The organism is Streptosporangium sp. NPDC002721 (assembly GCF_042888905.1).
Lineage (GTDB): Bacteria > Actinomycetota > Actinomycetes > Streptosporangiales > Streptosporangiaceae > Streptosporangium.
On record NZ_JBIAQI010000006.1, the window covers coordinates 196,821 to 214,135 of the forward strand.

The window sequence follows — 17,315 nt, forward strand, 5'->3', positions numbered from 1 at the left end:
CGCTCCGTGGGGTGTTCTTCGAGGTCAAGGCACCAATACCGAGATGTCGGCGTTGTCCGGACAATACGTTCGACCCATCATCCGCGTCAATTATCTCCACTCCTGTGGGGCTCTCTGTAGCTTTTCTTCACCCAACCGCCGATCTTGGTGTCGGCGGCCGGGTGGACGAAGAGCCCGGCCGCTCCCTGGAAGATCCGGCGAGTCCCGGCGCCCCGGCCTGTCGTACTGTCGCGGTGACAGCGGATCGGTGGAGAGGCGGGCACGGTGGACCTGGACGCGATGCTTGGGGACCTGGGCGAGCTCGTCGTCCGGGAGTCGTTCTCAGCCGACCACCGGGCGGTGGCCCGCAGTGCGGAGGTGGTCGCCGGCCAGGGGTACCGCAGGCTCGGCTCCAGGGCCGAGACGATCGTGATCGGCGGGGTCACCCACCTGCGGTGGACCTTCGGCACGCCCAGGGTGCTGCTGCTCGGCCACCACGACACGGTCTGGCCGATCGGCTCCCTCCTGGACCGCCCCTGGTCGGTCTCCGGCGGGATCGCCCGCGGGCCCGGGGTGTTCGACATGAAGGCCGGGCTGGTCCAGATGTTCCACGCGCTGGCCGCGCTGCCGTCGCCCGAGGGGGTGTGCGTGCTGATCACCGGGGACGAGGAGGTCGGGTCCCCGACCTCGCGCGCGCTGGTCGAGGAGTCGGCGCGCGCGTGCGCGGCCGCGTTCGTCCTGGAGGCGAGCGCCGAGGGCGGCGCTCTCAAGATCGCCCGCAAGGGCACGTCGATGTACGAGGTCCTGGCGCACGGCCGCGGCGCGCACGCGGGCCTCGACCCCGGCAGGGGCGCGAACGCGGGGGTCGAGCTGGCCCACCAGATCCTCGCCGTCACCGGCATCGCGGACCAGGTGAACGACGGCGAGGCGGACGGCGGCCGGACGGCGCATGGGTCCCTCGGACCGGCCACCGTCACGCCGACCGTGCTCTCGGCCGGGACCACCGCCAACACCGTGCCCGCGCTGGCCCGCCTGGCGGTGGACGTCCGCGTGCCCACCCTCTCCGCGCAGCGGCGGGTGGACGAGCTGATGCGGGCGCTCTCCCCCAGGATCGGCGGGACCCGGCTGGAGATCACCGGAGGCCCGAACCGCCCTCCCCTGGAGCACGCCTCCTCGGCCGGGCTGTTCGCCCTCGCCCGGAAGGTCGCCGCCGATCTCGGGCTCGCCCCCCTCTCCGGTGTCGGCGTGGGCGGGGCCTCCGACGGCAACTTCACCGCCGGGGCGGGCTGCCCCACCCTCGACGGGCTCGGCGCGGTGGGCGGCGGCGCCCACGCCGACGACGAGCACGTCGTCGTGGCCGAGATGCCCGGCCGCGCGGCACTGCTTGCGGGTCTGATCAGGGCGTCGCTCGGGTGAGCGGCGTGGTGTCACCGGCGGGCCGGGAAGGCGCCCGGCCGGCCGGCCCGGTGTCGCGGAACGGGTCGCCGGCCGGCAGCCACGCCGTGCCGGCGTCCAGGCCGAGGCCGCCGACGTCACGGGTGAGCGCCTCGACGGTGGCCAGCACGGCCTCGCGGGCCTCGTCGCGCCGGAAGACGAGGGCCCATGTCCAGTAGGGGGCCGGGTCGGCCACCGCGCGCCGGCGAAGATCCTGCGGCACCGGCGCGGTCTGGCCCTTCGGCGAGTTGATGACGGGGCGGCGAAGCCGGCGTACGTGATCGAAGAAGCCCTGGCCGGTGATGCCGCCGTCGTCGACGTACACGGCGCGGGCGCCGGTGTCGCGGGCGAATTCCTCGGCGTAGCGGTTCCACGAGCTCCAGGTGGTGCTGTCGGCGTCCACCAGCACCACGGTGTCCTCGGCCCGGACGGCGGACGCCCCGGTGCCCGCGGAGATCACGAAGAGCCGGTCGGCACCGATCAGCCGGGCTTCGAGGTCGCGACCGGCCAGGTCCTCGGTCCGCGTCCAGCAGACGGCCAGGTCGATGCTGCCGTCGGCGACCCGGTCGGCCTGGACGTGCGAGGGCATGACCCACGGGTCGACGTGCAGCTGCGCGACGCCCGACGTGCGGGTGGACAGGTCGGGCGGCAGCCAGTCGACGTAGCCGAGCTGGACCGGCTCGGGGGCGGCCAGACCGACCGCGGAACGGCGCAGCTTGTCGGCCTGTTCGAGCACCGCCTGGGCCTGGGGGAACAGCGCCCGCCCGGAGAAGGTCATCGCGACCGAGCGGCGGTCCCGGTCGAACAGGCGTACGCCCAGCTCCCGCTCCAGCCCCTTGATCTGCTGGGAGAGCGAGGGACCGGCGATGTGCAACCTGGCCGCGGCGCGGCCGAAGTGCAACTCCTCGGCCACCGCGACGAAGTAGCGAAGCTGGCGCAGCTCCATTCGCGCAGCATAACCCCGTGGGAGTCTCCGCCTACCAGCAGGGAGCCAACCGGTCCTGGCGGGCGGGCATTGGGCGGGCACGCGACGGGTTCTTAAAACGCGGGGAAAGCCGCGACGCCGGTACGTCCGATCGGCGTACCGGCCCCGCCACCGGAGGCAGGTACGCCACCGCCACCGGCCGATCCGGCGCCCGACGCGCCAGGGGTGACGGTGTACGGCGATTCGGCCCACGCCCTCTCCCCCCGCCCCCGAGGCGTTCAGGTCACGCCTTGCCCAAAGTTCGGACGAGCCGGTGACGCCGGCGGCCGAAACCTTCCGAGAACCTTCCGAACCCTCCGAAAGAGTGAACATGAACGCACCTCAAGCGGCCCCTCCCAATGAAGGGAACCTGATCCAACGCCGGTTCGCCGCGGCCGCCGCCCACGAACTCCACACGCCCCTCGCCGGGCTCAGGGCCGAGCTGGAGGAGGCTCGGCTGCATCCCGGCCAGACCGACCTTCCCCGGCTCCTCGACGCGGCGCTTCGCGGCGTCGAGCGGCTCGAGGCGATCACCGCCGACCTCCTGCTGCTCACGCGGATCGCGGAGGGCGTCCACGTAAGGCACCGGCCGGTCGACCTCTCCGCCGTGGCCCGCGCCCACGTGGCCGGGACGGTCGGGGGTCCGGACGTCCGGTTGCGGGCCGCGGCCCCGGTCGTCGTCGACGCGGCGCCCGCGCTCCTGGACCGGCTGGTGGCCAACCTGCTGGACAACGCCCGCCGGCACGCGCGGCGTTCGGTACGGATCCGGGTGCTCCGGCGCGGGACCACGGCCGAGCTCATCGTCACCGACGACGGGCCCGGCATCCCCGCCCCGGACCGCGAACACGTCTTCGAGCCCTTCTTCCGGCTCGACAGCGCCCGCTGCCGGCAGCGCGGCGGCACCGGCCTCGGCCTGGCCATCGCCCGTGACATCGCCCTCGCCCACAACGGCACCCTGACCATCGAGGACGCAGAGGACGTCGAGGACGCCGGAAGCGCTCAGAACACCGGAAGCGCTGAGAACGCCGGGAACGCCGACGCCGGGGCGCGCCTCGTGCTCCGCCTCCCCCTCGCCCGGCACGCCACCGACCGGCCATGACCGTTCCCGCGGGCCTCTCCCCGTCCTCCCGGCCCTGGTGGCTCGTCGGGCAGGGCGCGGCGGCCCTCGCCGCGGGCATGGGCATCGGCCGCTTCGCCCACACCCCGATCCTGCCCCTGATGCAGGCCCAGGCCGGGCTGCCGGCCCTGACCGGCGGGATCCCGGCCGCCCTGGTCTCGGCGGCTCTCTTCGGCGCCACGTTCCTCGGCGTCGCCACCCTCACCCTGGCCACCGGCGCCCACCTGCGGATCCCGCGCGCGGTCGCGATCCTCACCACCGGCTACAGCGCCGGGCAGATCCTCGGCCCCGTGATCGTGACCCCGCTCCTGCGTCACGGCTACCGGCCGGCGCTGCTCGTCGGCGCCGGCCTCGTCGCGCTGGCCGCCGTCGCGGCCGGCGCGCTGCGCCACCGCTTCCCGCACCACCTCGGCCCGCTGCCCCGCCGCGTCGGGGCCGACCGGTGACACCCGGCGGGCCCTGCTCCGGGAGCTCTGCCCATACCCGTGTCAACCCACCCGGCGGCGAGCAGGCCGCCTCACCCGAAGCCGGGTACCGGTCGTGCGCCCGGTGAGGGCCGGGATCTCCACGCGGGCCCGCGAGATCAGGGCCGGGGTGAAACCGGGGTGAAAGTTACACCTCCGCCGGTGCCGGTCGCGCAGGTCAGGCCCTCCCCTGCGGGCGGGTGTCTTCCCGCCTCCCGTACAGGGCGCCTAGCATCGGCCCCCACCGAGGCGGGAGCGGAAGATGCTGAGGACGGCACGCGGGAACGGCACGATTCTGACGGTTCTGGCGGCCGCGGTGACCGCGGTCGTGACCCTGGGACTCCTGGTGGGCACCGCGCCCCCCGCGCGGGCGGCGGCCACCAGGATCATGGCGCTCGGCGACTCCATCACCGGCTCCCCGGGCTGCTGGCGGGCCCTGCTCTGGAACCGCCTCGTGAACGCCGGCCACACCGCGATCGACTTCGTCGGCACCCTGCCCCCACAGGGCTGCGGCGTCGCGCACGACGGGGACAACGAGGGACACGGCGGGGCGCTGGTCACCAACGTCGCCGACCAGAACCAGCTCCCCGGCTGGCTCTCGGCGGCCAGGCCAGACATCGTGCTGATGCACTTCGGCACCAACGACGCCTGGAGCAACCGCCCGACGGCCACCATCCTGGCCGCGTACGGAAAGCTGGTGGACCAGATGCGGGCGAGCAACCCCGACACGAAGGTCCTCGTCGCCCAGATCATCCCCATGAACCCGAGCACGTGCGGCGAGTGCGCGCAGCGGGTCTCCGCGCTCAACGCGGCGATCCCCGGCTGGGCGGCGGGCAAGACCACCGCGCGGTCACCGGTGGTCGTGGTCGACCAGTGGACGGGTTTCAACACCGCGTACGACACCTACGACGGGGTGCACCCCAACGCGGCGGGCGACCAGAAGATCGCCGACCGGTGGTTCCCCGCGCTGGCCGCGCTGCTCGGCTCGGGACCGAACCCGACACCGACCCCCACCCCGACCCCCACGCCCACCCCGACGCCCGGTACCGGTTGCACCGCGACCTACCGGGCGGCCAACCAGTGGCAGGGCGGCTTCCAGGGCGAGGTGACCGTCAAGAACACCGGTTCCGCGGCCGTCACCGGCTGGACGGCGAACTGGACGTTCACCGGGCGGCAGGTCAGCCAGTCGTGGAACGCGACGGTGACCCAGTCGGGAGCCGCCGTCTCGGCGCGGAACGCCGCCTGGAACGGCTCCCTGGCCCCCGGCGCGAGCACGGTCTTCGGCTTCATCGCCTCGGGGACGGGCTCCCCGGTCCCCGACGTGTCCTGCACGACCGGCTGAGGCGTGCCTTTATAACCGGCCGGATCGCGCCGTGCGGCCGGTGCGGCCGGGTTCCCCGTCGTCCGGGGCCCGGCCGCCCGCTTCCGGCCCTTCGGTCCGAGCACCCGGCGCCGGCCGGCTCGCTCCCGCCGCTCAGCCCTGCCCCTGGGAGTCCCCGCCGGCGAGGGCGCCGGGAAGCCTCTCCAGCAGGCTCTTGAGGTCGTCGGCGTGCTCCTCCTCCTGGGCCAGCAGGTCCTCGAAGACACGCCTGGTGGTCACGTCGTCGTTGCCCAGCCAGTTGACGATCTCGGTGTAGGAGGCGATCGCGATCCGCTCGGCGACCAGGTCCTCCTTCACCATCTCGATCAGGTCGAGGCTGTCGTCGTACTCGGCGTGCGAGCGCGCGGCCAGCGTCTCGGGGTTGAAGTCGGGCTCGCCGCCGAGCTGGACGATGCGCTGCGCGAGACGGTCGGCGTGCTCCTGCTCCTCGGCGGCGTGCTCCAGGAACTCCGCGGCCACCACCCCGGCGTGGATGCCGGAGGCGGTGTAGTAGTGCCGCTTGTAGCGGAGCACGCACACCAGCTCGGTCGCCAGGGCCTCGTTGCAGACCTGGATGACCCGGGGCAGGTCCGCGCCGTAGGCGGAGGTGATGGGACCCTTGTCGATCTCCTGGCGCGCCCGCGCCCGGAGCTCCTTGATATCTGTGAGGAATTCAGCCATGGGCCTGCACTACCCAGAATCGGCCTCTTATCCAGTGTCGTCGGCCACAGTCGGCGGCGTTCCGTTCGTGGCGTCACTTTCGGGGTAGCGAGCCGGTCGAGATGGGAACAGCGACGAAGGTCCCGCAGACGCGGACCATGAACGGCGAAGAGCTCTCCGCCGACCACGCGTGGACGACCCTGCGCAAATACGGTCGCTGGCATCTGGCCCGCGACTCCTTCGCCAGGTTCAGGTACGGCGAGGGCCTGACCAACGCCCGGGCCCTGGCCTTCCAGATCTGCCTGTCGATCATTCCCGGCGCCATCGCGCTGGTCGGGCTGAGCTCGGTGATCAACCAGGAGCATCTCGGCGAGGTGCTGGAGCTGGTCCTGAGCAGGCTCGCGCCGGGGGCGGGGGTGGACGCGGTCAAGGCCGTGCTCGCCGACAGCCACCGGCAGGCGGGCCGTACCGGGGGCGCCCTCGCGCTCTGGCTCGGTCTCGCCACCGCCCTGTTCTCGCTGACCAGCGCCATGGCGCAGGTGGAGCGGGGGGCGAACCGCATCTACGGCGTCGAGCGGGACCGGCCCTTCCACCGCAAGTACGGCAGGGCCCTGCTGATGGCGTTGACGGCCGGGACCTTCATGACCGGCGGCTTCGTGGTGATGGTCGGCGGCGGCGCCATCAGCAGGGCGCTGGCGCAGGTCTACGACTGGAACGACGCCGCCACCGAGGCGTTCAACCTGGTGCGCTGGCCGCTCGGCTTCCTCCTCGCGCTGATGTCGACCTCGGTGCTGTTCCGCGCCGCGCCGCGCAGGAGGCAGCCCGGCCACACCTGGCTGGCGTTCGGCGCCCTGGTCTCGCTCGCCCTGTGGACGGTCTTCACCCTCCTGCTCGCCTTCTACACCGAGAGCAGCGGCACCTTCGGCGCCACGTACGGGCCGCTCACGGCCGTCATGGCGCTGCTGCTGTGGTCGTTCCTCAGCTCGATCGCCCTGTTCCTGGGGCTGGCGTTCGCCGCACAGCTGGAGGCCGTCCGCGCGGGCCGGGCCGGTCCCGTCCTCCCCGACCCCGGCCCCACGGCCGAGGAGGAGCGGGAACCCCTGGTCGGAGCGGCGGGCGCGGCCGCCATCGCGGTCACCAGAACGCTTGTGGAATCCGTGCGCGTGCGCATGCGCGAACGCCGGATCGGAACCGGGCGACCCGCCCCCGAGGTCGGGCGGTCCGACCGGCCCGGGAACGGCGAGAAGCGGTAAGCCGCCGGTCGGAGCCACCCGGGGACGCGGGCCGGTCGGACCGATCGGACCGGTCCGCCGATCGTCCGCGCCGGACATTCTCCCTTCCCTGTCCTCTATGCTCGTGTCCCCTGCGCGGGGCCGGCGCGTCCTTGCCACGTACGGCGCCGATCTCGCGCGTGATCACTTCTGGTGCTCACGGGTCTCCGGTACCGTGACCGGCGCGTCGGCCCGGCGTTCCCGTCGTGGTCCGGCAGGTGACTCCGGCAGGTGATAGAGAGGCGCGGAACCTTCCGGTGCGATAGTCGACTCGCCGACCCGAGGCCTCTCGAACCATAGTGAGATATATTCATGTGCGGCGATCCGAGGGGGCGAAGGGGTGTCGGCACAGGAGCGCAGGCTCGCGGCCATCGCGGCGGCGTCCGCCGACGCCTTCCGTGCGGGCGACTACCACCAGGTGAGGGCCGAGGACGTCGCGGAACGGGTGCGGCTGCCGCGGGGCGCCGAGGGCGGCAAGGGTCGCAGCGCCGTCTGGCTGTACAACGAGGTCAGGAGCCGGCGCGTGCTGGTGGCCCTGGCCGTCAAGCACGCCTTCGACGAGTTCACCGCCGGCGACGGCGCGCCGGAGCCGCCGCGCTCCCTGCTCGACGCGCAGCGCCTGGTCACGGCGGCGCTGCGCAGGGTGGCGCGCTTCCACCAGGTGGAGCGTTTCATGCTCGCCCAGGTGCGTCTGGGCATCGGCGACATCTCCACCTCGGAGAAGCGCCCGTCGGCCGGCCAGGTCCAGCCGGTGTGGGAGGTGGCGGAGGTCTACGGCGCCACGGCCGCCACGGGCTGGGAGGGCCGCGTCACCGCGTACGCGCGATATCTGGCGCCCCGGCTTGAGCTCGCCGCGCTGACGGTCGGCGTCCCGCCCGCGGGGTGGGCCACGGCGAGCGCCGAGCGCCTGTCGGAGCTGGCCTTCCGGTCGATGGCCGACGACCCCGAGGGACCCGCGGACCGCCAGGCGGCCGCGCTCTGCGCGCACTGGCTCGCCCGTGACCTCTTCCCGCTCACCGGGGAGTGGGCCGAGCGGCTGCACGCCGCCGAACGGACCGCCGAGTTCACCGAGCGGACGGGCTCCGGCGGCCCCGTCCGGATCCGCGCCCTGGAGACGGTCCTGCAGGTCCTCGACAACAGCCCCCTGCTGGCCCGGGCCGCGGAGGTCGGCGGGGAGCTGACGGACCTGCTGGCGGCCGGCCCTCACGACCCGCTGCCCCTGTGCGACGTGACCAGCCGGCAGGGCCTGGCCCTGCTACGCCTGGGCGACCTGCCGGGCGCGAGATCCTGCTTCGAGCGGTCGCTGCGGGTGGCGGGCGAGCTTCCCTCCCCCGCGGACGTGACGTCGCTCAGCGTGCGGGCGCGGCACAACCTCGCCGAGGTGCTGGTGGAGGCCGGTCGTCCCGCCGAGGGCCTGCGCGAGTTGCGGGAGGTGGGCGAGCAGCGGGCCAGGGACGTCCCCGCCACCGGGGTCACCCCGGCGTGGCGGCGTTTCACGCTCACCCGGCAGGCGATGGCCAGGGCCGCCTCCCGCGCGGGCCGGATCGTCACCGGCGTGACCGTGGCGGAGGCGACGCTGGCCGATCGCGAGCAGCGTCTCGGTCCCGACAACGTCAACACCGCCTCGGCCAGGGTGACCCTCGCCGAGGCGCTGCTCGCGGCGGGCCAGCTCGCGCAGGCGCGCCATCACCTGACCGAGGCGCTCCGGCTGCGGACGCAGCACCTGCCGCCCGAGGGCTACTGGCCCCAGTACGACGCGGTACGCCTGGCGGAGATCGAGCTGGCCTCGGGGTTCCCCGCGCAGGCGGTGCGGCTGCTCACCGGGGTCACCGTCACCACGGAGTGGTTCGCACGGCAGGTGTCACCCCGGCTGGGCGCCGAGGCGACGCTGATCCGCGCCATGGCGCTCACCGCGTCCGGCGAACCCGCCCAGGCGCTCGCCGCTCTGCGGGCACTCCCTCCCGAGCGGCCGGTGCGACGCGCCCAGGCCGCCGCGCAGCTGGCCCTCGGCGACGCGACCGGCGCGGCGAGGGTGCTCGCGTCCCTCGCGAAGGACGAGCGCGGCATGGACGACGACTTCCCGGGCCAGGCGGAGCGGCTGCTGCTGACCGCCCGCGCCGCGTACGCCCTCGGGCGCGCGGACGAGTCGGAGGCCGCGAGCGCGGCGCTCGTCGCCATGGGCGAGGACACGCTGGACGCCTCGCACCCGCTGGTCCTGGCCGGGCGGCTGGACCTCGCGCTGTGCCGGCTGGGCTCGGGTGAGGTGGACAAGGTGGCGCCCCTGCTGGCGCCGCTGCTCGACCGCCGCCCGCTGGCCCACGGCCGCCCGCCCCTGAGTGACGGACACCCGCTGCTGGCCGAGGCGAGGTCCGTGGCCACACGGGTGGGCGAGCCACCGTCGAGCACTCCGGAGGACCGCCTCTGGGAGGACGACTGACCCCGCCCGGCCCCGCGACCACCCGGACGCCCCCGGCCGTCCGGCCCCGGTGCGGCCCGGCGGCACCCCCGCTGTCGCGGACCGTCCTCACCGCAGGCCGGAGTGCCTGGTCTCCGGGACGCGCCGAACGCGTCGTCCCGGGACACGTCCGGAGCGTGTCGCCGGGAGTCGGACCGGAGGGACACGCGAGCGGTGACGGTTCCCGCCACGCGCCGAACACCGTCCCGGCGCCGCCCTCTCTCGACCCGCTGCCGGAGGACTTCCCCGACCGCCCGGATCTCTGGGCGGCCGTGACACATACAGGCCGTTGATCACGGTCTCCCGAGACGATCCCTCGCCGCGGTCCCGGCCGATCCCCGGACGCCTGACTCGCTCTCCAGGGCGGCGAGCACGGCGGGGCGGAACGGGTGGCCGGCGCCGAGGCCCGCGGCGGCCCGGGCCAGGTGCTCGACGAGGCCGTCGTGTCCCGGCCGGGACACCGGGACGGGCTCGGAGCGGAGCAGGACGGCCAGCCCGCCGAGACGGGAGCGCAGGGGATCGCCGGATGCCAGCCGCGTGGCGGCGCGCTCCAGGAGGCCGGCCGCGCGGTCGACCGGCCCGGCGGCGCCCGCCAGCCGCGCCAGGCCGAGCAGGACGGCGGATCCGGTGTCGCCGGGGTCGAGCGCGACGGCCGCCTCCAGGTGCCGGAGCGCGGCGTCCAGGTCGGCCTGTCCCCCCGGGGGGATCCTTCGGCGGAGGCGGAGGGCGAGCAGGGCGCCCTCGTCGCCGAGGTCGGCTGTCAGGCCGGTCCGGCTCCGCACGACGAGCAGGAATCCCAGGTAGGAGTGGCAGCCGGCGGCGGTGGGGCTCTCCCGCCGGTCGGCGAGACCGGGCTCGCCGAGCACGCGGCGGGTCCACTCGACGGCCGCGTCGAGGTCTGCGGGCGAGCCGCCGGAGGTCTCCGAGCGCGTCGCCAGCGCGAGGGCGAGGTCCCAGGCGGCTCCGACGGCGGACTTCCTGTCGACGGTGGCGTGGGTCCTGGCCGGGAACCTCATGGCACGGCCCGGCGGCACGAGATCGCCCGACGTCTCAGCGAGGCGGGTGAGCGTGCCGGCCAGGTCGTGCGCCGCCTTCGACCAGAGCGGGTCGTCGTCGGGGGTGGCCTCCAGGAACAGGCCGAAGTGCTCCACCGCCCGCTCCAGGTCGGCGCGGCTGCCGTTGGCGAGTCCCCGGCTCCGCAGGAGCCCGCCCAGGGCGAACGCCGCCTGATGCGTGGCGGGGTCGCCCTCCGGCAGGTCGGGGAGCACGTTCTCGAGCAGGGCGACGGCCTCGCCGAGATCCGCGGGGGCCGCCTCCGGGCGGGTGACGCGCAGGGCCAGCGTCGTGCCCAGCCGGTAGCGCAGGTAGAGGGCCGACCACTCGTCGTCGCACTCGCGCAGGGCCGCCCTGAGCCTGTCGACCGCCAGGTCCAGGTCGTACGGCACCCCCCGGTCGGCGTGACGGTCCAGCAGCAGCTCGGCGAGGGCCTCGTGGTCGGCGGCGCTGAACCAGGCGCTCTCCTCGCGCAGGTCGTCCGCCTCGGAGAGCATGGTGATGGCGACGTCGCGATCGGCGGGGTCCCCGAACTCCTCCCAGCGGACCTCGTGCACCCGTCCCACCAGGGCGAAGGACCAGCGGTCGCACTCGCGGGCGAGGAGCCAGCCCGCGTGTTCGGCCGCCTCGTCGAGGTCCTCCCTGGTCACGGCCCCCGAGGAGTTCTCGTCCGTGCACCGTTCCAGGATCGCCTGGGTGAGGGCCTGACGCCACCCGGCTTCGCCACAGGTGCCGGCCGCCTTCGCCCGCAGGGCACGCAACCGCGTGACCTCGTCCCCAGCCATGCGGACCCCCTTCCGAACCTGTATGGAACTATATAAATAGAATCCTCTTATCCTTGCGCCGAGTAAATAAGTGCCTGTGAAGGGAAGATGGGCGAACCGGGATGCCTGGAGGTCTGGAGGTCTGGAGGCCGAGGGAATCGGGGAAGCAGGGAACGGGCGTGCCGGACGCAGGCTCCGCGGAGCGGGGGTGACCGCGGTCAGTGCCGGGTCGCGGCGTCGATCAGTTCCTGCAGGCGCAGGCCGCGGGCCGCGTCCAGCTCGCCCGGACGGCCCGACCGCACGGCGGCGGCGAACTCGGCGCGCAGGACGGGCCAGCACTCCTCGTGGTCGATCTCCGAGGTGTCGAAGACGAGCTCCCCCTCCGGGCCGAGCAGCTCGATCCGGGTGCGCGCCCTGGGCAGCTTGACGCTGCCCGACAGGGACGCCTGGCTGACGGCGCCGTTCTCGTGCTCGCAGGTCAGCTCCACCCAGCGGCGCGGGTCGCCCGTGGCCCGGACGGCGGTGATGGGGCCGACGGCGGCGTCCAGCAGGTCCAGCAGGTGCGGTCCGAGGTCGAGCAGGGCACCCTGTTCCAGCCGCCAGCCGGTGGCGAACTCCCCGCCGAGGAAGGCGCCGTGCAGGTAGCACGAGCGGGCGCCGGTCGTCTCCAGCAGGGCGGCGCGGCGCAGGAAGTCGCGGGTGGCGGGGTGGTAGCGCTTGGTCAGCACCATCTGCGAGACGACGCCCGCCTCGGCGACGGCGTCGGCCACCGCGCGGGCCGACGCGAGGTCGGGCCCCAGCGGCTTCTCCAGCAGCACCGCCTTGCCCGCCTTGGCCGCGCGCACGGCGAGCTCCGCCTGGACGGCGGGGGGCACGGCGAACGCGACGGCCTCGCACCGGTCGAACAACTCCTCCGGCGTTCCGGCGACGACCGCCCCGTACTGCTCGGCGATCTCCCGGGCGGCGGTGTCGCGGCGCGCCCAGACGGCGGTGAGGCGGGTCTCGGGGCCGGCGGCCAGCATCCGGGCGTGCATGGTGCGGGCCCACGGACCGGCGCCGATCAGGCCGACCTCGACGGGTGTGGTGGTGTTCACGATTCGACTCCGGCGGGTGAGCGGTGGTGCGGACGGGCCGGCGCCGCGAGGCGGGCGTCGGCCTGGTCGGGGGCGTACAGGTGCTCGACCACCATCGCGGTGGCCCCGGCGAGCGCGGCGCGGTCGCCGAGCCGGGAGGTGACGACCTGCAGGTTGCGTGTGGCCCGGGGCAGGGCGCGCTGGTAGAGCAGTTCGCGTACCCCGGTGACGAAGTGGGTCTCCGCCAGGTCTCCGGCGATCATCAGCACGCCGGGGTTGAGCAGGGTGACGACGGTGACGAGCACCTCGCCGCAGCGCCGCCCGGCCTCGCGGGCCAGGCGCCCGGCGTCGGGGGAACCGGCGTCGAGGTGGGCGCGGACGTCGGCGCCCGACTGGGCGGGCACGCCGAGGGCGGCGAGCTGCCCGGCGAGGGCGCGCCCGCTGGCGACGGCGGCCAGGCAGCCGTACGAGCCGCACATGCAGCGGGCCTCCGACTGGTCGTGCAGGCGGATGTGGCCGAGGTCGCCGGCGCCGCCGTCGATGCCGCGGAAGACCTTGCCGTCGACGACGACGCCCGCGCCGATGCCGGTGGAGACCTTGACCAGGACGAACGCGGAGCAGTCGGCGAACGCGTGGCGCTGCTCGCCCAGTCCCATCAGGTTGGCGTCGTTGTCGACCAGGACCGGGACGGCGGCGTCCACCCCGGCGTGCCGGGCGAGCGAGCGCTGCGTCTCCTCGGGAACCGGGTAGCCGTCCCAGCCCGGCATGATCGGCGGCCGTACGACCCGTCCCAGCGAGGAGTCGACGGGGCCCGGGAGCGACAGGCCCACCCCGCAGACCGTCCCTGGAGCGGTCCCGGCGGCGGCCAGCAGGTCGGCGAACCACAGGCCGAGCCGGTCGAGGACGACCTCCGGGCCGTCCTCGATCGGCAGCGCCCCGGCGTGCTCGGCCAGGACGCCGCCCGCCAGGTCCATGACGGCGGCGCGGGCGTGGGTGACGTCCAGGTCGGCGGCGAGGACCACGGCGTGGCGGGTGTCGAACTCCAGCAGGTTGGAGGGACGGCCCCCGGTCGACTGCCCGCCGGGGACCGCGCGCAGCCAGCCGGCCTCGAAGAGCTGGTCGAGCCGCTGGCCCACGGTGGAGCGTGACAGGCCGGTGACGCTCTGGAGCTCGCCCCGGGTTCGCGCCTGCCCGGTGCGGATCAGTTCCAGGAGGTGGCCTGCGGTGCTCCAGGGCGTTGCCATCCGGTGTGTCTCTCCTCGGCTCTAGCTCTTGTCCGCACCGCTGGTGAGGCCCTCGGTAAGGAGTCTCTCAGCGGCGTAGAAAAGAACTACCACGGGAATCGTGAGGACCACCGATCCCGCCATGAGAACCGTCTTGGGAACCTCGATGCCGTTGGCGAGTTGCTGCAGGCCCAGCGAGACCGTCCACTGGTCGGGGGCGGCGGCGAGGAAGAGCAGCGCGAAGAGGAACTCGTTCCAGGCGATCATGAAGACGTACAGGCCGGTGGCCATGAGCGAGGGCGCGGCCAGGGGCAGCACGATCTTGCGCAGGATCTGCGTCCGCGAGCAGCCGTCGAGCGCCGCGGCCTCCTCGACGCTCTTGGGGATGGTGACGAAGTAGTTCTTCAGCATGTAGATGGACACGGGCACGGTCTGCGCGATGTAGACGATGATCAGCCCGGTCAGGCTGCCCTGCAGGCCCATCTTCGCGAACATCACGAACAGCGGGACCGCGAGCAGCGTGGAGGGGAAGAGGTAGACGGCGAGGAACACCGCGCTGACCTGGCGCCCGCCGAGGAAGCGCAGGCGGCTCACCGCGTAGGCGCCGGGCACCGAGGCGAGCAGGGTGAGCGCCACGGTGGCCAGCGCGACGAGCGCGGAGTTGCCGAGCATCCTCAGGAAGCCCTGGCCGCCGTCGTCGACCGACTGCAGGACGTTGCGGTAGGTGTCGAAGGTGAGCTCCGACAGCGTCACCCACAGCCGGCCCGGGTCGAGCAGCAGCTGGTCGATGGGCTTCACCGACAGCAGCAGCATGTAGTAGAAGGGGAAGAGCGTGATGACCGCGAGAAGGGCGATCACCACCCACCGCAGGACGGCGAAGGTCCTCTCCTCGACCTGTGCGCGGCTCATGACGCCTCCTCCTGGACCCTCTTGGCGAAGAACTTGAAGTAGATGCCGAGCAGCACGGCGAGGACGATCGCGAGGACGAGGGCCTGCGCGGCGGCGGCGCCCACGTCGTAGCGGGCGGTGAGGAAGTCGTAGACCCGCACGGCGACGACGTCGGTGCCCGAGCCGCCCCCGGTGAGGAGATAGACGTCGTCGAACTTGTTGAACGTCATGATGAACCGCAGCACCGACAGCAGCGCGATCACCGGCATCAGTTGAGGCAGCAGGATGTGGCGGAAGCGCTGGGTGAGCGTGGCGCCGTCCACCGTCGCGGCCTCCTCTATCCCGGCGGGCACGGCCTGCAGGCGGGCGAGCAGGAACAGGAAGGCGAACGGGAAGTACCGCCAGATCTCGAAGGCGATGACGGTGAGCAGGGCGAGCGGCAGCTCCACGTCCCAGCCGAGAATGGAGATCTCGTGGGAGCGGGTGGCCAGGAAGGCGATCGGCTTCTCCCAGCCGAGCAGGCGGGTGCCCAGCTCGTTGACGATGCCGAACTGCGGGCTGAGCGCGATCTCCCAGACGAACGTGACGGCCACCACGGGCGCGACGTAGGGCAGCAGCATCGATCCGCGCAGCAGCGCCCGGCCGCGGAAGGGGCGGCGCAGGGCGAGGGCGGCGACCAGCCCGAGGGCGATCGACCCGGCGGTGCTGCCCACGGTGTAGACGAGGGTGGTCCACAGCGAGGGCCAGAAGCCGGGCGAGGTGAAGACCTCGGCGAAGTTCCTCCAGGTCCAGTTGGACAGCAGGCCCATGCCCTGGATGTCGATCAGCCGGGCCCGCTGGAAGGCGAGCAGCACGGTCCAGGCGATGGGCAGGACGACGACGACCAGGACCACGAGCACGGTGGGCGACACGAAGGCCAGCCCGGTCCTGTTCTCGCGCTGGGCCAGGGTTAGGGGCCTGTCGCGCCGGACCTCGGGTTCGGGGCTCGTCTCGGGGGGTCGGCGCCGCTCGGCGCCCTGTGTGGTGCTCATCGTGGGTTCCTCGGGGGACGGGGGCCGCGGGGGCTCACTGGAGGGACTTCTGCAGGGCCGTGACTTCCTCGTCGGCCTCCCTGGCGGCCTCTTCCGGGGAGATCTGGCCGGAGGTCATGGCGCCGACCGCCTTCGGGATGGGGAGTTCGCCGAGCGTCGCGCCGACCAGCGCGCCCTGCCCCTCGGTGAGGCCCCAGCGCCGCATGTCGCTCACGCCGGAGGCGAGCTTGTCGAGCAGCTCGGCGGGGAAGACGGACTGCATCGGCTTCTTGGTGTCGACGCCGACGTCGCTGGCGCGCCAGGCCTTGCGGTACCTGTCGGGCTCCTCGGCCGTGCCGTCGCGGACCGGGATCTTGCCCTCGGGGGCCATGCCGAACCAGCCCTCGTACCCGGTGCCCATCATGTACGTGACGAACTTCTCCGAGGCCGCGGTCTCGGCGGTCCGGGTGACGGCCCAGGAGGCGATCTCCCCGAACTGGGCGGGCTCGGCGGCTCCCGGGCCCTTCAGGGCGGTGACGATCCCGCTGTTGCCGGAGAGGAAGCCGGGGTCCTGGGCGCACTGCGCGCAGCTGGGCAGCGCGTCGGCGCGCAGGCCCGCCAGCTCGTCCAGCAGGAAGGTGGACCAGACGATCATCGAGGAGCGTCCGGCGAAGTAGGTGGCGCGGGTGGAGTCGACGCTCTGCGTGCCCGGGGCGCCGTAGTCGGCGGCGAGCTGGTGGTAGGTGGCGAAGGCCTGCCTGCACTGAGGGCTGTCGAGGGCGACGTCGCCGCCGGGGCCGACGAGCCGGCAGTCGTTGGCGAGCGCGAGGTCCTCGAAGCTCTGCTGGGTGAAGACGTCGCTCGGGTCGGTGGCCAGCGACATGCCGCTGACGTCGCCGGTGTTCAGGGTCTTCGCGGCCCGCAGCATGGTGTCGTAGGAGTCGGGGGCGGGCAGCCCCGCCTTGGCGAACAGGTCCTTGCGGTAGACGAGGATCTGCATCCAGGCGTCGCTGGGCACGCTGAGACGGGTGGTCTTGTCGCCGGTCAGCGTGAGCGCGTTGCGGTTGAAGGTGCCCGCGCCGAGCCCCTCGACGATCCGGCCCGCGGCCGCGGTGTCGAGCAGGCCGTTGGTGTACATCTGCCAGACCGAGGCGAGCGGGACGCCCCCGAGGACGTCGGGGAGGGTGCCCGCGGCGGCCGCGGACATGATCAGCTGTGGCAGCTGGCCCTCGTCGACCCCGACCAGGTCCACCTGGACGCCGCTCTCCTTCTCGAAGGCCGCGACGATCTTCTTGGTCACCTCCATGCGGGGGGTGAGGTTCTCCAGGCTCCAGACCGTGATCCTGTTGTCCGGGGCGCTCTCACCTCCCGCGCCGCAACCGGACATCAGCCCGATTCCCAGCGCGACGGCCACGGCGGCCGCCAGTGCCCTCGACCTTCGAGACCGCCTGCGCATAGATCTTCCTCACTGCCGCTGTGTTTCGTACGTGTTGCATCAGAGCACCACTTTTGCTTATTGACAAGGCCTAAGTTTGGGCTATCTTCGACACAAGCCAACCGTATTTGTCCAACGGGTACACAAAAACGATCTTCCGGAGCT

General features: G+C 73.3%; 13 protein-coding genes and 1 pseudogene. 6 read left to right on the plus strand and 8 right to left on the minus strand.

Annotated elements, in window-relative coordinates; genetic code table 11:
- Positions 1 to 264: 264 nt before the first annotated feature.
- Positions 265 to 1,395: a M20 family metallopeptidase gene (locus ACFYWM_RS10110; RefSeq protein ID WP_389911567.1), complete on the plus strand. Its 1,131-nt coding sequence runs from the start codon at positions 265 to 267 to the stop codon at positions 1,393 to 1,395.
- A gap of 813 nt (positions 1,396 to 2,208) precedes the next feature.
- Here ACFYWM_RS10110 and ACFYWM_RS10115 read toward each other — a convergent pair.
- Positions 2,209 to 2,359: pseudogene (locus ACFYWM_RS10115) on the minus strand (LysR family transcriptional regulator); the annotation flags it as partial.
- A gap of 349 nt (positions 2,360 to 2,708) precedes the next feature.
- Between ACFYWM_RS10115 and ACFYWM_RS10120 the strand changes: the two are divergent.
- The 3 genes from ACFYWM_RS10120 to ACFYWM_RS10130 all read left to right on the plus strand — a co-directional run bounded on the left by ACFYWM_RS10120 (position 2,709) and on the right by ACFYWM_RS10130 (position 5,300).
- Positions 2,709 to 3,476 carry a sensor histidine kinase gene (locus ACFYWM_RS10120; protein WP_389911570.1) on the plus strand — a complete coding sequence of 256 codons (768 nt, stop codon included), beginning with the start codon at positions 2,709 to 2,711 and terminating at the stop codon, positions 3,474 to 3,476.
- Positions 3,473 to 3,940: a YbfB/YjiJ family MFS transporter gene (locus ACFYWM_RS10125; protein ID WP_389911573.1), complete on the plus strand. Its 468-nt coding sequence runs from the start codon at positions 3,473 to 3,475 to the stop codon at positions 3,938 to 3,940. Before ACFYWM_RS10120 ends, ACFYWM_RS10125 begins: the two co-directional genes overlap by 4 nt.
- Positions 3,941 to 4,220: 280 nt before the next feature.
- Positions 4,221 to 5,300, plus strand: coding sequence for a cellulose binding domain-containing protein (locus ACFYWM_RS10130; RefSeq protein WP_389911575.1), 1,080 nt, complete (start codon positions 4,221 to 4,223; stop codon positions 5,298 to 5,300).
- A gap of 132 nt (positions 5,301 to 5,432) precedes the next feature.
- Here the strand turns inward: ACFYWM_RS10130 and ACFYWM_RS10135 are convergent, their stop codons facing one another.
- Positions 5,433 to 5,999, minus strand: coding sequence for a bacterioferritin (locus tag ACFYWM_RS10135; protein ID WP_389911578.1), 567 nt, complete (start codon positions 5,997 to 5,999; stop codon positions 5,433 to 5,435).
- 137 nt (positions 6,000 to 6,136) lie between these two features.
- Between ACFYWM_RS10135 and ACFYWM_RS10140 the strand changes: the two genes are divergently transcribed.
- A complete protein-coding gene (locus tag ACFYWM_RS10140) occupies positions 6,137 to 7,231 on the plus strand; it encodes a YihY/virulence factor BrkB family protein (protein ID WP_389911581.1) in 1,095 nt (364 codons plus the stop codon).
- A gap of 358 nt (positions 7,232 to 7,589) precedes the next feature.
- Positions 7,590 to 9,686, plus strand: a complete 2,097-nt coding sequence (locus ACFYWM_RS10145; protein ID WP_389911584.1) for a tetratricopeptide repeat protein — start codon at positions 7,590 to 7,592, stop codon at positions 9,684 to 9,686.
- Between the two features lie 311 nt (positions 9,687 to 9,997).
- On the opposite strand, the gene ACFYWM_RS10150 is transcribed toward ACFYWM_RS10145, so the two are convergent.
- The 6 genes from ACFYWM_RS10150 to ACFYWM_RS10175 form a co-directional block, all read right to left on the minus strand.
- A complete protein-coding gene (locus ACFYWM_RS10150; RefSeq protein ID WP_389911586.1) occupies positions 9,998 to 11,542 on the minus strand; it encodes a hypothetical protein in 1,545 nt (514 codons plus the stop codon).
- Positions 11,543 to 11,739: 197 nt separating this feature from the next.
- The gene (locus ACFYWM_RS10155) at positions 11,740 to 12,615 is read right to left on the minus strand and encodes a Gfo/Idh/MocA family protein (RefSeq protein WP_389911588.1); all 876 of its coding nucleotides are present in this window, start codon (positions 12,613 to 12,615) and stop codon (positions 11,740 to 11,742) included.
- Positions 12,612 to 13,838, minus strand: coding sequence for an ROK family protein (locus ACFYWM_RS10160; protein ID WP_389911591.1), 1,227 nt, complete (start codon positions 13,836 to 13,838; stop codon positions 12,612 to 12,614). The genes ACFYWM_RS10155 and ACFYWM_RS10160 overlap by 4 nt, the downstream gene beginning before the upstream one ends.
- 21 nt (positions 13,839 to 13,859) lie before the next feature.
- Positions 13,860 to 14,726 carry a carbohydrate ABC transporter permease gene (locus ACFYWM_RS10165; RefSeq protein ID WP_389911594.1) on the minus strand — a complete coding sequence of 289 codons (867 nt, stop codon included), beginning with the start codon at positions 14,724 to 14,726 and terminating at the stop codon, positions 13,860 to 13,862.
- Positions 14,723 to 15,736 (minus strand): carbohydrate ABC transporter permease, encoded by a 1,014-nt coding sequence (locus tag ACFYWM_RS10170; RefSeq protein ID WP_389911597.1) that lies wholly within the window; start codon positions 15,734 to 15,736, stop codon positions 14,723 to 14,725. The genes ACFYWM_RS10165 and ACFYWM_RS10170 overlap by 4 nt, the downstream gene beginning before the upstream one ends.
- 34 nt (positions 15,737 to 15,770) lie before the next feature.
- On the minus strand, positions 15,771 to 17,171 hold the full coding sequence (locus ACFYWM_RS10175) for an ABC transporter substrate-binding protein (protein ID WP_389911599.1): 1,401 nt from the start codon (positions 17,169 to 17,171) through the stop codon (positions 15,771 to 15,773).
- Positions 17,172 to 17,315 lie beyond the last annotated feature (144 nt).